A 13,952-nucleotide genomic window follows, 5' to 3' on the forward strand; every position below is an offset into this window, starting at 1 on the left:
TCGTCCCTAACTGATCACGCTACAGTCGATCCATGTTGCTTTTTCTGACGGTTGTCGCGCTGATCGCTGGCGCTGCCGCCTTTCACTTCTGGTCGAAACGACAAACCCGCCTGACCTTGCTGGCCACGTCGCTGTCCCGGCACCAGCGCGATATTGTGAACGCTCAGGTGCCGATAATCCGGAAACTGCCCAAAGACCTGCGCGGGGCGCTGGAAGGAAAGATCAACCTGTTTCTTGATCAGGTCGATTTCGTCGGCTGCAACGGGCTGGACGTCACCGAAGACATGCAGGTGTCGATTGCCGCGCAAACCTGTCTGCTCGTGGTGAATACGGACCAGTGGTATGACAACCTGACGACCATTCTGGTTTACCCCGGTGCCTTCAAGTCAAAACAGCGTCGCCACAGTGGCTATGTCGTCACCGAACAGGAAATCATCCGCAGCGGGGAAAGCTGGAACCGCGGCCCCGTGATCCTGTCCTGGGCCCACAGCCAGCGCGGAGCCCTGAATGATCACGATGGCCGGAACGTCGTCTTTCACGAGTTCGCGCACCAGCTTGATGACCTCTCGGGCGCAACCAATGGTGTTCCCGTGCTCAGCAATGGACAAAGCTTTGGCGAATGGGAAACCGCCTTTCTGAACGGTTACAAGACACATGTTCTTGCCGTGGAAAACGGAAAACCTACAGTGATCGATCCCTACGGCGCGGAAGGTCACGAAGAGTTCTTTGCCGTTTCGGTCGAAGTGTTCTTTGAACGTCCACATGCACTGAAATCCTCTGACCCGGCAATCTATGAACAGCTGTCAAAGCTTTTTCATCTTGATCCCGCTCAATGGCACAGCGGTCCGTTCTGACCCGATTGAGGAAGCGTCGAAAAAAATTCCCCGTTCGCAACAATTTAACATAAGCTAATTCTTGAATTACGGTTAACCTCATTATTGGGCGGAGGATTTTCTATGTCATCGAAACTACTTGCCGAGTTCTTCGGCACGTTCTGGTTGGTTCTGGGGGGCTGCGGCAGTGCCGTTCTGGCGGCTGGTGTGGCAGATGTCGGCATCGGTTGGCTTGGTGTTTCCTTTGCCTTTGGCCTTACCGTTTTGACGATGGCTTACACGGTCGGCCCAATCTCGGGCGGGCATTTCAACCCGGCCGTCAGTTTGGGCCTGATGATTGGAGGACGGTTTCCGGCCAAAGACCTTCTGCCTTATTGGGTTGCACAGGTCATTGGCGCAATTGCCGCCGCAGTGGTTCTGTACCTGATCGTCAGCGGGGCACCCGATTTCGCTGGTGTCGGTGGGTTCGCGTCAAACGGGTATGGTGAGGCCTCACCACAGGGATATTCGTTGATGTCGGCTTTGATCATCGAAATCGTGATGACCGCTTTCTTCATTCTGATCATTCTGGGCGCGACGTCGGACAAGGCACCCGCAGGGTTCGCTCCGATTGCCATCGGTCTGGCGCTGACCCTGATCCACCTGATCTCAATCCCGGTGACGAATACCTCCGTCAACCCGGCGCGCTCAACCGGCGTTGCCCTGTTTGCCGACGGCCCTGCACTGGCTCAGCTCTGGCTGTTCTGGGTAGCCCCCCTGATTGGCGGCGCAATCGGTGCCTTGATCTGGAAAGCAATGTCCTCGGATGACTGATCCGCGCGGGAAAGGTAATTATCCCGTTTATTGAAAAACACGGTATCCTTCCGCTTAACCTGGCTTGGTTACGGCCTTTGGTTCAACGGGAGGATACAATGAAGACATTAACCACAGCATTTTTTCTAAGCTGCGTCGCGACGGCAGGCTGGGCCGAAGACAAATGGCTGAGCATCCCGCAAGCCCCCCAGATGCCCGCCGCCACCGAAGCGGGCACGGCAGAGATCAACGGCATCGACATGTATTACGCCACGTATGGCGATGCGGGCGGCACCCCGGTTCTGATGATCCACGGTGGGCTTGCCCATGGCGATGTCTGGGCCGCGCAGGTTGCCGACCTGTCCCAGGACCACAGGGTAATCGTGGCGGATACGCGCGGGCACGGACGGTCCACCAACGATGGCAGCCCCTATTCCTACGCGTTGTTGTCGCAGGATTATCTGGCGCTGCTGGATCATCTGGGGGTCGATCAGGTGCACTTGGTCGGCTGGTCCGACGGGGCAAATATCGGGTATTCAATCTCGACCACCAACCCGGATCGGCTGGCCAGTCACTTTGCCCATGCAGGCAATGTCACGCTGGACGGGATCGATCCTTCGGTGGAAACCAACGAGGTGTTTGGCACTTATGTGGGCATGATGGCCCAAGATTATGCGGCCAAGTCCCCGACTCCTGACGGGTTCGAGGCATTCCTTGGTGGCGTTGCCGCCATGTGGGGCACCGAAAAACCCGGTGGGCTTGAGGCGCTGTCATCGATCACCGTCCCGACACTGGTGGTTCAAAGCGCACATGACGAGGCCATTCTGATGGCGCATTCACAAGCAATTGCTGACGCGATTCCGGGCGCCAAGTTGCTTGTTCTGGATGATGTCAGCCACTTTGCATCTTTTCAGGATCCCGGTGCCTATACCCGTGCCATCCGCGATTTCATCGACCAATAGGCCAAAGAAAAAGCCCGGCGTTTGAGCCGGGCTAAATCATCTTATTCGGTAACGGTAACTTTTTTCATCACATCCGGTGCACCGATGATCGCACCGTTCTGGCCTTCGCCCCGCTTGATCGCGTCGACCACATCCATACCGTCGGTCACCTGACCAACCACGGTATACTGGCCGTCCAGAAACGGGCCGGGGGCGAACATGATGAAGAACTGCGAATTGGCCGAATCCGGATCGCTTGACCGGGCCATGCCGACAACACCCCTGTCAAAACTCACGTCCGAGAACTCGGCAGGCAAATCCGCGCGATCCGACCCGCCGCGCCCGGCATAGCGCATGTCGAAGCCGTCCGCGCCCGAGTTGCCGTATTGCACGTCGCCGGTTTGCGCCATGAAGCCATCGATTACGCGATGAAACACGACGCCGTCATACTGACCGTCAGCGGCCAGAGCGGTGATCTGTTCCACATGCTGGGGTGCCACATCTTCGAACAGGTCGATCGAGATTGTGCCATTGGCCCCTTCCCCTTCGACCTCGATCTGCAAACCGCTGGCCAGCGCCGGGCTTGCCAGCAAGGCAAAAGCCGCAGCCAGTTTATGCATCTGCGGCCACCTTGACGCTGATCATGCGGTCTGGGCTTGCAGGCGGCTCACCGCGTACGATGGCGTCCACATGCTCCATACCGTCGATGACCCGGCCATAGACCGTGTACTGACCGTTCAGGAAGTGATTGTCCTTGAAGTTGATGAAGAACTGCGAATTGGCCGAATCCGGGTTCTGCGAGCGCGCCGCGCCCAGCGTGCCGCGATCATGGGGCAGCTTGGAAAATTCTGCCGGAACATTCGGCAGCGACGAACCGCCGGTGCCCGCCATGCGCAGGTTGAACCCGTCTTCCATATCACCATGCTGCACGTCGCCGGTTTGCGCCATGAAACCGTCGATCACACGGTGAAACGCCACGTTGTCATATTCACCGCCACGGGCCAGTTCCTTCATCCGCGCACTGTGCAAAGGCGCTACATCCGGCAGCAGCTCGATGACGACATTGCCGCCTTTCAGCTCGATGATGATTGTGTTTTCGGGGTCTTTGATCTCGGCCATGAGGCCCTCCTGTCGTTTATCTTGCGCAAATACCTATGACGCACGCGTGCGAATGCCAAGTGACGCATTGACCTGAGGGCAAAATGCAGGAAAAGAACCGCCTAAATCGGTTGCCAACGACAAGGATCGCACAATGGGCTGGAAAACACTGGACGATATGGACCTGAACGGCAAACGCGTGCTGGTGCGTGTGGACATCAACGTGCCCGTGGTTGACGGTGTTGTGACCGACGCCACCCGCATTCAAAGGATCGTCCCCTCGGTGCGCGATATTCTGGCCGCTGGCGGCAAACCGATCCTTCTGGCTCATTTTGGCCGTCCCGGTGGCGAACGGCGTGAAAGCCTGTCACTGAAACAACTGGTCCCGACTTTGGAAAGCGCTTTTGGCGCCAAGGTTCTGTTTGCTGCCGATTGCGTCGGGGCCGAGGCGGAACTGGCCGCCGGAGCCTTGCAACCCGGTCAGGTCCTGCTGCTCGAAAACACGCGCTTTCACGCGGCCGAAACCAAGAACGACGCCGATCTGGCCGCTGGCATGGCCAAGCTGGGCGATGTCTATTGCAACGATGCGTTTTCAGCCGCGCACCGCGCCCACAGCTCGACCGAGGCCATCGCCCGTCTGCTGCCCGCCTGTGCGGGCCGTCTGATGCAGGCCGAGTTGCAGGCGCTGGAAAGCGCGCTGGGTGCGCCCAAGCGCCCGGTAACGGCGGTTGTCGGCGGCGCCAAGGTCTCGACCAAGCTGGAACTGCTGGGCAATCTGATCGACAAGGTCGATTACCTGGTGATCGGTGGTGGCATGGCGAACACATTCCTTGTCGCCCAAGGCATCAGCGTTGGCAAATCACTGGCTGAAACCGCAATGAAGGACACCGCAGCCGAAATTCTGGCCAAAGCCGAAAGCTCGGGCTGCCAGATCGTCCTGCCGCGTGACATTGTAGTGGCCGAGAAATTCGAAGCCAACGCACCCCACAAGGTTCTGCCAGCCGACCAGTGCCCCGAGGATGGCATGATCCTGGACGCGGGCCCTGAAAGCGTCGCCGCGATTACCGCGATTTTCGACAAAAGCCAGACCCTGATCTGGAACGGCCCGCTGGGCGCGTTCGAACTGGAGCCGTTCGACGCGGCCACCAATGCCGCGGCCCTGAAAGCCGCGGCCCTCAGCCGGTCGGGTCAGCTGATTTCGGTCGCAGGTGGCGGTGACACGGTTGCGGCGCTGAACGCGTCGGGGGCGGCCAAGGATTTCACCTATATCTCGACCGCAGGCGGTGCGTTCCTTGAATGGATGGAAGGCAAAACCCTGCCCGGTGTCGCTGCGCTGGAACAATAAGTGACGCTGACCGCATTTGGCCGCTTGTCAGGGTTCATGGTATTATCCCCTATTTGAATGGGGGATTATACCATGAGGTCATTATACCTGCTCATCCTTCTCGCAATGCCGTGGCCTGCAACAGCACAATCCAGTTGCGGTGGCCAGACACAGCTTGATGCAAATTTCTGTGCCAAGGAACAATGGGAAGCCGTTGACCGCGACCTCAACCGGTTGTGGAAACAGATCAAGCCGGTCGCTGATGCACGTGGCAACGGCGATGCCCTTCTGGCGGAACAACGTGCGTGGCTAAAGGCGCGGGACGCCACCTGCGACAAGGAACTATCCGGCGGCGGCAGCGCTGCGCCCATGTTCTACTGGACCTGTATGAAAGAGCAGACGGTCGCAAGAAATCAGCAGCTTCAGTCCTGGCGCTGAGCTTTAACCGGGACGCACACGAAATACTGATGAAAAAACCGAATCAGGGGATTCACAACCCGAATCGCCTGTGACATAGTGCGATCAGAGGCTCGGAAAGAGCCCGTTATTGAGGCAAGTTTTCATACGGCGGTAAACAGAGTGTCCCGTTCCCATCGGCCCGGTTTGGGTGCAGTTCTCTTCTTCTCGGTGGCTTTCATGCTGGGTGTGTATTTCACCTTTGCCGCTGTTCAAGGGGATTACGGCCTGTTCCGGCGGGTCGAAATTGCGGCGGAACGGGACGCTCTGTCACGCAGTCTGGAAAAACTGAATGTCGAAATCGCCGAGATGGAAAACCTGACACGGCGTCTGTCCGACACCTATCTGGATCTGGACCTGCTGGACCAGCAGGCGCGCTCGGTTCTGGGCATGATCCGGTCGGACGAAATCGTGATCCGCTGATCAAGTACCCTATTCAGAAAAGGCAACTCAGGCCCGGCGTTTCGGCCGGGATGCGCCGTGGCGAACGCTGCGTCACATTTACCCTCGCCAGAAAGCCCCAAATGCTTTATGAGATAGTTTAACGCTAAACTATCTGTCCGAAAGGGGGAGATCGCCACGATGGCTGCGCGAAAAACCACAAAGAAACCAAATGTTTCTGCGGAAGAACTCCAGACATACTACCGCGAGATGCTGCTGATCCGCCGATTCGAGGAAAAGGCCGGTCAGCTTTATGGTATGGGCCTGATCGGCGGGTTCTGCCACCTTTATATCGGACAAGAGGCCGTTGTTGTCGGGCTTGAGGCCGCAGCAGAGGAAGGCGACAAGCGCATCACCTCGTATCGCGACCACGGTCACATGCTGGCCTGTGGCATGGATCCGGGCGGCGTGATGGCCGAACTGACCGGGCGCATCGGTGGCCTGTCCAAAGGCAAGGGCGGCTCGATGCACATGTTTTCGAAAGAAAAGCACTTCTACGGCGGGCACGGTATCGTCGGCGCGCAGGTTCCGCTGGGCGCGGGGCTGGCTTTTGCCGACAAGTACAAGGAAAACGGCCGCGTGACCTTCACCTATTTCGGGGACGGTGCCGCGAACCAGGGTCAGGTGTATGAGACCTTCAACATGGCGGCCATCTGGGGCTTGCCGGTGATTTTCGTGATCGAGAACAACCAATACGCCATGGGCACCGCACAGTCCCGCTCAACCTCGACCAAGGACATCTTCCATCGCGGCGAGGCGTTTGGCATTCCGGGCGAGATCGTCAACGGCATGGATGTGCTGGCGGTCAAGGAAGCGGGTGAAAAAGCTGTCGCGCACTGCCGCGCAGGCAAAGGCCCCTATATCCTGGAAATCAAGACCTACCGCTATCGCGGCCACTCGATGTCCGACCCGGCCAAGTACCGTACCCGCGAAGAAGTTCAGAAGGTCCGCGAACAAAGCGACCCGATCGAACATGTGCGCGAGTTGCTGCTGACCGGCAAGCACGCGACCGAGGATGACCTGAAAGCGATCGACAAGGAAATCAAGGAGATCGTCAATCAGGCCGCCGAATTCTCGAAAGAAAGCCCCGAGCCTTCGGTCGAAGAGCTCTGGACTGACATTTACGCCTGAGAGGACGAATAAGACATGGCAACCGAAATTCTCATGCCCGCCCTTTCCCCCACGATGGAAGAGGGCACGCTGGCCAAATGGCTGGTCAAGGAAGGCGACACCGTATCCTCGGGCGACATCATGGCCGAGATCGAGACCGACAAGGCAACAATGGAGTTCGAAGCCGTCGATGAAGGCATCGTCGGCAAGATCCTGATCGCCGAGGGCACCGAAGGGGTCAAGGTGAACACCCCTATCGCAGTGCTGGTCGAAGAAGGCGAAGACGCCTCTGCCCTGCCCGCGGCAACCCCCGCAGCCGCAGCGGCACCCGAGGCCGCCCCCACAGCAGCCCCGGCCCCGGCTCCTGCCGCAGCGGCCCCCGCTGCTCCAGCGGTGGACCTGTCACCCGACTGGCCCGCGGATGCCGAGATGAAGTCCGAAACCGTGCGCGAAGCCTTGCGCGATGCAATGGCCGAGGAAATGCGCAGTGATGAAAACGTCTATCTGATGGGCGAGGAAGTCGCTGAATATCAGGGGGCCTATAAAATCTCGCAGGGCCTGCTGGATGAATTTGGCTCCAAACGCGTGATCGACACCCCGATCACCGAACACGGGTTTGCCGGTATCGCGGTGGGTTCGGCCTTTGGCGGTCTGAAACCGATTGTCGAATTCATGACCTTCAACTTCGCCATGCAGGCGATTGACCAGATCATCAACTCTGCGGCCAAAACGCTTTATATGTCTGGTGGTCAGATGGGTTGCCCCATCGTGTTCCGGGGGCCCAACGGGGCCGCGGCCCGCGTGGCCGCACAGCACAGCCAGGACTATGCCGCGTGGTACATGCAGATCCCCGGCCTGAAGGTCGTCATGCCCTATTCCGCTGCTGATGCCAAAGGCCTGCTGAAATCGGCCATCCGCGATCCCAACCCGGTTGTGTTCCTGGAAAACGAAATCCTCTACGGCCGCTCCTTCGAAGTGCCGCAGGTGGATGACCTGACCATTCCGCTGGGCAAGGCCCGCATCTGGCGCGAAGGGTCAGATGTGACAATCGTCAGCTTTGGCATCGGCATGCAATACGCGCTGGAAGCTGCTGACAAGCTGGCCGAAGACGGCATCAGCGCCGAAGTGATCGACCTGCGCACCATCCGCCCGATGGACACTGGCGCCATCATCAACTCGGTGATGAAGACCAACCGTCTGGTGACAGTGGAAGAAGGCTGGCCGCAGGGGTCTGTCGGCAGCTACATCAGCTCGGTCGTGATGCAGGAGGCGTTTGATTACCTCGACGCGCCGGTCATCAATTGCACTGGCAAGGACGTTCCGATGCCCTATGCCGCCAATCTCGAAAAGCTGGCCCTGATCACCACCGATGAGGTGATCGCCGCCGTCAAACAAGTGACCTACCGGTAAGGAGCGACAGACAGATGCCTACAGAAATTCTGATGCCCGCCCTGTCCCCGACCATGGAGGAAGGCACGCTCGCCAAATGGCTGGTCAAGGAAGGCGACACCGTCTCCTCCGGTGATCTGCTGGCCGAGATTGAAACCGACAAGGCCACGATGGAATTCGAGGCCGTTGACGAAGGCACCATCGGCAAGATCCTGATTCCCGAGGGCACCGAAGGGGTCAAGGTCAACACCGCCATCGCGGTTCTGCTGGAAGACGGCGAAAGCGCCGATGACATTGGCACGGCTCCGGCTGCTGCTCCGGCGGCTGCCCCCGCAGCCGTCGCGGGCAACGAGGCTGCCGCGCCAGTGGCACCCGAGGCGCCCGCCCCTGCCCCGGCCGCTCCGGCCAAGGCAGATGGCGGTCGGATTTTTGCCTCGCCTCTGGCCCGCCGGATTGCTGCGCAAAAAGGTCTCGACCTGACACAGATTGCCGGTTCCGGCCCGCATGGTCGCATCGTCAAGTTTGATGTCGAAGGCGCAACTGCCACCGCTCCGGCAGCAGCTCCTGCCACTGCTCCGGCCGCCGCCGCGCCCGCAGCTGCCCCTGCAGCTCCGTCTGGTCCATCGGCGGATATGGTCGCTCGGATGTACGAAGGCCGCCCGTACGAGGAAATCAAGCTCGACGGTATGCGCAAAACCATTGCTGCACGCCTGGGCGAGGCCAAACAGACCATCCCGCATTTCTACCTGCGCCGCGATATCAAGCTGGACGCGCTGCTGAACTTCCGTGGTCAGTTGAACAAGCAGTTGGAAGGTCGCGGCGTCAAGCTCAGCGTCAATGACTTCATCATCAAGGCCGTCGCCAACGCGCTGCAACAGGTTCCGGCCTGTAATGCCGTCTGGGCAGGTGACCGGGTGCTGCAACTGAAACCGTCAGATGTGGCTGTTGCGGTCGCAATCGAAGGCGGGTTGTTCACGCCGGTCCTGCAAGACGCTGACATGAAATCCCTGTCAGCCCTTTCGACCGAGATGAAAGACCTTGCCGCCCGCGCACGCGAGCGCAAGCTGGCTCCGCATGAATATCAGGGCGGCACCTTTGCCATCTCGAACCTGGGCATGTTCGGCATCGACAATTTCGATGCCATCGTGAACCCGCCCCATGCCGGTATTCTGGCCGTCGGCACCGGCGTCAAGAAACCGGTTGTCGGGGATGATGGCGAGCTGACCGTGGCAACCGTGATGTCTGTCACCATGTCCGTTGATCACCGCGTCATCGACGGCGCGCTGGGGGCCGAACTGCTCAAGGCCATTGTCGACAATCTGGAAAACCCGATGGTCATGCTGGCGTAAGCCATACCGACCTAAAAAAAAGGCCGCCTCGAATATCGAGGCGGCCTTTTTTGTTAGTTTAAATCGACCTACTGATCTTTGCCCAGCATGTGGTCCATCGAGATTGACGGCTGATCGCATCCGGCCTCGCCCACGATCTTGGCCGGGATACCGGCAACGGTCTTGCACGGCGGAACGTCCTGCAACACCACCGAACCGGCAGCGATACGGCTGCAATGGCCGACTTTGATGTTACCCAGAACCTTGGCCCCGGCCCCGATCAGAACACCGTCTCCGATTTTGGGATGGCGGTCTTCCTCTTCCTTGCCGGTTCCGCCCAGCGTCACCGAATGCAACATCGACACGTTGTCTCCGACCACGGCGGTCTCACCGATGACGATGGAATGGGCGTGGTCGATCATGATCCCCTTGCCGATCCTTGCGGCCGGGTGAATGTCGATGCCGAAAATCTCCGACGATCGCATCTGGAAGAAATAGGCCAGATCAAAGCGCCCCTTGCGCCACAGCCAATGCGCGACGCGATAGGCCTGCATGGCCTGATAGCCCTTGAAATACAGGATTGGCTGCAGCAACCGATGGCAGGCCGGATCACGCTCGTAAACCGCCATCAGGTCGGCGCGGGCGGCTTCCAGCAAACCGGGATCGTTTGCATAGGCCTCATCCACGATCTCGCGCAGAACCATCATCGACATTTCGTTCGAACACAGCTTGGCCGCGATCCGATAGGACAGCGCTCGCTCAAGGCTGCGGTGATGCAGGATACAGGCGTGCACAAGCCCGCCCATAAGCGGTTCTGTCTCGACGGCTGCTTGGGCCTCGGATGTGATACGGTTCCAGACCGGATCGACCGGTGTCACGGGGCTGCGTTTTTCAAACATAGCTTTTGATCCTTTGCTGCGCCTAGAATGCCATTTAGTGGCAAAAAGGCCAAACGCAAACCCGTGATCCGCGATACAACGAAAATGAATGAGTCCGAGCGCACATATTTTGAAACACGAATTCACGAGCGTCTGGCCGAACTGGATCAATTGTCCGCATCAGGCCAGCAGGCTCAGGCCGTTGTTGAGCTGGATCAGCAGGCGGTTGGTCGGCTCAGCCGCATGGATGCGTTGCAAAACCAGGCGATGGCAAAGGCGCAACAGGTGAATCGCAATGTCGAAACCCGCCGCCTTCAAGCCGCGTTAAAGCGGCTGGACGAGGGGGAATACGGATATTGCGAAGATTGCGGCGACCGTATTCCCGATGGGCGATTGTCTCTGAATCTGGCCGCCAGCAAATGCGTCAGCTGCGCGACCGGGTGATCAGAAACTCGGCAAGATGGTGCAAAACCATCGAAAAACACTGACAATATTGCAAATCGTCAAACCCCGGCTCATCGGCCAGCACCCTGTTGCGCGCAACCGCCATCAGCGATCCGTTGCCGTAAACCGGATGCAGCTGACCCGTGCGCGCCCGGTGTATGTCGGCCAGTTCCGCTTCATGGATCATCCGGACGCATAAGCGGGTCCGCTCTGGCGGCGGCGCCGCCAACAAGGCGCGCGCCGCGGCACTTAGATCACCGTGCAATAGCGGTCGCATCGTGCCGCTTACCCGACAACCAGACGCGCCATCGCACCGGGGCCGTAAATGGCCGACACCTGCGCAATCCCGACCTCATATGACCCGGTCAGACCATCTGCCGCCTTCAATGCCACCGAATATGACCACCCTGGCAGGGATGTCATCTCTTCACGGATAAGGGTTCCCCCAGCAAAGACACGCACAAGATAGGATTCGCTTTCCTCGCCCAGCGGAACCTCCAGCCCTGACCAGTCATCCCCGTCCAACCGGGCGCGCCGCACCCAGGTCAGGTGATCGCCGGTTACGTCGGATCGCACCCGAAGGTGAACCGGGGAATACGGGCGCAAACCATTGCCGTCGAATGAGGCGATCAGGTGCTGGTAAGCCGGATCGTCGTAACCACGGGTCGCCGGGCCGATGCGATAATGCTTGGCCAATCCCCGCTCGTTACGCAACAGGTTGATCTGCTGCACCTGATCGTTCAGCAACACGAATATGGACCCGTCCGGCCAGACATCCGGCATCAGGGCATCCGACCCCAACTGGCCCCTCAACCGCCCGGACAGGGCGTAAACGCCGGGGGAGTCAAGCGTGGCATCCGAGAACTGGAAAACCTCCCAGTTGCCGGGTGTTCCGTCGCCGATGGCCGCCAGATTGACACCGTTCAGAACCGCGCCACGCGGACGCGATTCCAGCTGACCGGCCAACAGTCGCACCTTCACCGCCGGGCCCTCGTCCCAAACGCCGATACTGGCGCGCCTCAGCGGTGTTTCGGTCACGCCCACAATGGCCTGACCGGGGATCACATCACTCAGGCTGTACCCCTCATCGGTTGAGGAGGAATAAACCGTTGCGGCCCCCGGCCATGGATCAGCGGTCACCGCAAGATAGGGTGCATGCGGGGTCTCTGCCCCGGTGATCAGCGGCAGGTCCAGAAACACCGGCAGCACGGGAACGGGCGCGGCATAGGGCCTGACAACCGCCGGGTCGTCGTGCAGGTGCGATGCCTTATACACGCCCTGTTCAACCCGGACCGCTTCGACCAGTTGCAGATCGGCAGATTCCAGACGGTCAATCCGGTAAAGGGGGCTGTTTTCGGTTTCTGACAACCGCACCAAATCACCTGCGCCCAGATGCAGCAGCGATGGCGGCAAGGCAAACCGCACCGTATCGCGGGAAACACGGGCCTCGCTCAACCAGCGCTCAGCCGTTTGCCGGCCTTCGGTGCGTGTCATGGACAACGGCATCTCATTGACCGAGACCGAATGCGTGCTGTCCTCGGGCAGAACCGCCTCTTCCGCAACCAGATCGTGATCCGCATCCGACTGGACAAAACGCAGGCGCACGCGGCCCGTCATCTCGGCCTCGGCTTCTCGCCGGTGCTCAACCGTGCCATCCAGATCACCGCTGATCGCCAGATGATCAGGGTTCAGGGCAATCGCGCCATAGCCATCGCGCATCTGAAAGCGCAAGATGCCGTTCCGTTCGATCGCGTCGAACCCATAGCGCAGCATCAGCGGCTGCAAAGCCGACCGCGCATTTGTCACATCTTCGATGACATATCCCCGAACCACGCCATAAAGCCCGGTAACATCGATATCCGTCACCCCTGCCGCGTGGCATATCTCAGTCACGACCGAGGCCAGCGTGCGCGAGCCGGACCGGCCGTTCAGCCAATGCCCCCGGTCATAGTTTGCCCCATCATCCCACTGGCTTCGCAGATTTGGAAAGGTCGGAAACGGGCGGGTATCCCACGCCCAGACATAGGCATTCGCCAGGTCCAGCATTGGTCCGCCATAGACTTGCGACACCGGGTTGACGTTCGGGTCGCTCCAATATCCAAGGGTCGCCGCAAGGTACTGGACCTGAATGAAATCGTCACGCAGTCCGTTTGAATATGCAGGCAACAGCGATTCAGACGATTTCGGATCCAGAAACTTGTTCGGCTGGTTCGTGCCCTTGTCGATTGCCGCACATCCCAACTCGGTAAACCAGATCGGCTTTGATCCGGGCACCCAGTCGGTCGGATTGGGCTGACGAACGCCACCGATCCGCTCGTGATGCAGATTTGACCACCAGCCGCGCAGGTCCTTGTAGCGCCAGACCCATGGCTCATCATGCTCCTGATCTTCGATGGGCGTTCTGATCTGTGCATCGGCCTCTTCCGGCGCGGCATAATACCAGTCATACCCCTCGCCCCCCTCGATATTGTCGCGCAGATACCCAAGGTCGTAGACCGACGGCGCACCACCCTCGGCGTCCACGTGATTTTCGCCATCACGCCAGTCAGACAACGGCATGTAATTGTCGATGCCAATGAAATCGATATTGTCATCCGCCCATAACGGGTCGAGGTGAAAATACCTGTCACCGCTTCCATCCGGCTGGTATCCGAAATACTCGCTCCAATCCGCCGCATAGCCGATCTTGGTGTCCGGGCCCAGAATCTGGCGCACCTCTGCCGCCAGCGCACGCAGTTGCGCAACGGCGGGAAACCCCGAGGCCCCGCGGATCTGGGTCAGGCCACGCATCTCGGACGAGATACAGAAGGACGACACCCCACCAGCCGCCTTGCACAACATGGCATAGTGCAGAATGAACCGGCGCAGGCCCCATTCCTGCGGGCCGGAGTATTTGACGATTTTCGTGGCCGGAACGG

General features: G+C 59.5%; 14 protein-coding genes and 1 pseudogene. 10 read left to right on the forward strand and 5 right to left on the reverse strand.

What is annotated here, in order from left to right:
- The first annotated feature begins 32 nt into the window (after nucleotides 1-32).
- The 3 genes from ACR0M9_RS03445 (at nucleotide 33) to ACR0M9_RS03455 (ending at nucleotide 2,587) form a co-directional block, all read left to right on the forward strand.
- On the forward strand, nucleotides 33-854 hold the full coding sequence (locus ACR0M9_RS03445; protein ID WP_480772847.1) for a M90 family metallopeptidase: 822 nt from the start codon (nucleotides 33-35) through the stop codon (nucleotides 852-854).
- A 102-nt stretch (nucleotides 855-956) separates the two neighbouring features.
- Nucleotides 957-1,646 (forward strand): aquaporin Z, encoded by a 690-nt coding sequence (gene aqpZ / locus ACR0M9_RS03450; protein WP_209503607.1) that lies wholly within the window; start codon nucleotides 957-959, stop codon nucleotides 1,644-1,646.
- 98 nt (nucleotides 1,647-1,744) lie between these two features.
- Nucleotides 1,745-2,587 (forward strand): alpha/beta fold hydrolase, encoded by an 843-nt coding sequence (locus ACR0M9_RS03455; protein WP_480538106.1) that lies wholly within the window; start codon nucleotides 1,745-1,747, stop codon nucleotides 2,585-2,587.
- Between the two features lie 41 nt (nucleotides 2,588-2,628).
- Here ACR0M9_RS03455 and ACR0M9_RS03460 read toward each other — a convergent pair whose 3' ends face one another.
- Together ACR0M9_RS03460 and ACR0M9_RS03465 are read right to left on the reverse strand one after the other, a co-directional pair.
- Nucleotides 2,629-3,186, reverse strand: a complete 558-nt coding sequence (locus ACR0M9_RS03460; RefSeq protein ID WP_209503603.1) for a peptidylprolyl isomerase — start codon at nucleotides 3,184-3,186, stop codon at nucleotides 2,629-2,631.
- Nucleotides 3,179-3,685, reverse strand: a complete 507-nt coding sequence (locus ACR0M9_RS03465) for a peptidylprolyl isomerase (RefSeq protein ID WP_209503601.1) — start codon at nucleotides 3,683-3,685, stop codon at nucleotides 3,179-3,181. The genes ACR0M9_RS03460 and ACR0M9_RS03465 overlap by 8 nt, the downstream gene beginning before the upstream one ends.
- Nucleotides 3,686-3,818: 133 nt before the next feature.
- On the opposite strand from ACR0M9_RS03465, the gene ACR0M9_RS03470 reads away from it, so the two are divergent.
- The 6 genes from ACR0M9_RS03470 to ACR0M9_RS03495 all read left to right on the forward strand — a co-directional run bounded on the left by ACR0M9_RS03470 (nucleotide 3,819) and on the right by ACR0M9_RS03495 (nucleotide 9,733).
- On the forward strand, nucleotides 3,819-5,009 hold the full coding sequence (locus tag ACR0M9_RS03470) for a phosphoglycerate kinase (RefSeq protein ID WP_480558152.1): 1,191 nt from the start codon (nucleotides 3,819-3,821) through the stop codon (nucleotides 5,007-5,009).
- 72 nt (nucleotides 5,010-5,081) lie between these two features.
- Nucleotides 5,082-5,426, forward strand: coding sequence for a lysozyme inhibitor LprI family protein (locus ACR0M9_RS03475; RefSeq protein ID WP_209503597.1), 345 nt, complete (start codon nucleotides 5,082-5,084; stop codon nucleotides 5,424-5,426).
- A gap of 141 nt (nucleotides 5,427-5,567) precedes the next feature.
- Nucleotides 5,568-5,867 carry an FtsB family cell division protein gene (locus ACR0M9_RS03480; protein ID WP_209503595.1) on the forward strand — a complete coding sequence of 100 codons (300 nt, stop codon included), beginning with the start codon at nucleotides 5,568-5,570 and terminating at the stop codon, nucleotides 5,865-5,867.
- Nucleotides 5,868-6,026: 159 nt separating this feature from the next.
- Nucleotides 6,027-7,016 carry a pyruvate dehydrogenase (acetyl-transferring) E1 component subunit alpha gene (gene pdhA / locus ACR0M9_RS03485; RefSeq protein ID WP_209503593.1) on the forward strand — a complete coding sequence of 330 codons (990 nt, stop codon included), beginning with the start codon at nucleotides 6,027-6,029 and terminating at the stop codon, nucleotides 7,014-7,016.
- A 15-nt stretch (nucleotides 7,017-7,031) separates the two neighbouring features.
- Nucleotides 7,032-8,405 (forward strand): pyruvate dehydrogenase complex E1 component subunit beta, encoded by a 1,374-nt coding sequence (locus ACR0M9_RS03490; protein WP_480564279.1) that lies wholly within the window; start codon nucleotides 7,032-7,034, stop codon nucleotides 8,403-8,405.
- A gap of 14 nt (nucleotides 8,406-8,419) precedes the next feature.
- Nucleotides 8,420-9,733 carry a pyruvate dehydrogenase complex dihydrolipoamide acetyltransferase gene (locus tag ACR0M9_RS03495; protein WP_480772848.1) on the forward strand — a complete coding sequence of 438 codons (1,314 nt, stop codon included), beginning with the start codon at nucleotides 8,420-8,422 and terminating at the stop codon, nucleotides 9,731-9,733.
- Between the two features lie 68 nt (nucleotides 9,734-9,801).
- On the opposite strand, the gene cysE is transcribed toward ACR0M9_RS03495, so the two are convergent.
- Nucleotides 9,802-10,611, reverse strand: a complete 810-nt coding sequence (gene cysE / locus ACR0M9_RS03500) for a serine O-acetyltransferase (protein WP_480473363.1) — start codon at nucleotides 10,609-10,611, stop codon at nucleotides 9,802-9,804.
- A gap of 27 nt (nucleotides 10,612-10,638) precedes the next feature.
- On the opposite strand from cysE, the gene ACR0M9_RS03505 reads away from it, so the two are divergent.
- Nucleotides 10,639-11,034 carry a TraR/DksA family transcriptional regulator gene (locus ACR0M9_RS03505; protein ID WP_480545417.1) on the forward strand — a complete coding sequence of 132 codons (396 nt, stop codon included), beginning with the start codon at nucleotides 10,639-10,641 and terminating at the stop codon, nucleotides 11,032-11,034.
- Here the strand turns inward: ACR0M9_RS03505 and ACR0M9_RS03510 are convergent.
- Both ACR0M9_RS03510 and ACR0M9_RS03515 read right to left on the reverse strand, forming a co-directional pair.
- Entirely contained in the window at nucleotides 11,015-11,311 is a 297-nt protein-coding gene (locus ACR0M9_RS03510; RefSeq protein ID WP_480545415.1) for a DUF7742 family protein, read from the reverse strand. The two genes, ACR0M9_RS03505 and ACR0M9_RS03510, sit on opposite strands and share 20 nt — an antisense overlap.
- 8 nt (nucleotides 11,312-11,319) lie before the next feature.
- Nucleotides 11,320-13,935 (reverse strand): annotated as a pseudogene (locus tag ACR0M9_RS03515) (baseplate multidomain protein megatron); the annotation flags it as partial.
- Nucleotides 13,936-13,952 lie beyond the last annotated feature (17 nt).

Source organism: Ruegeria sp. CH2, assembly GCF_056537065.1.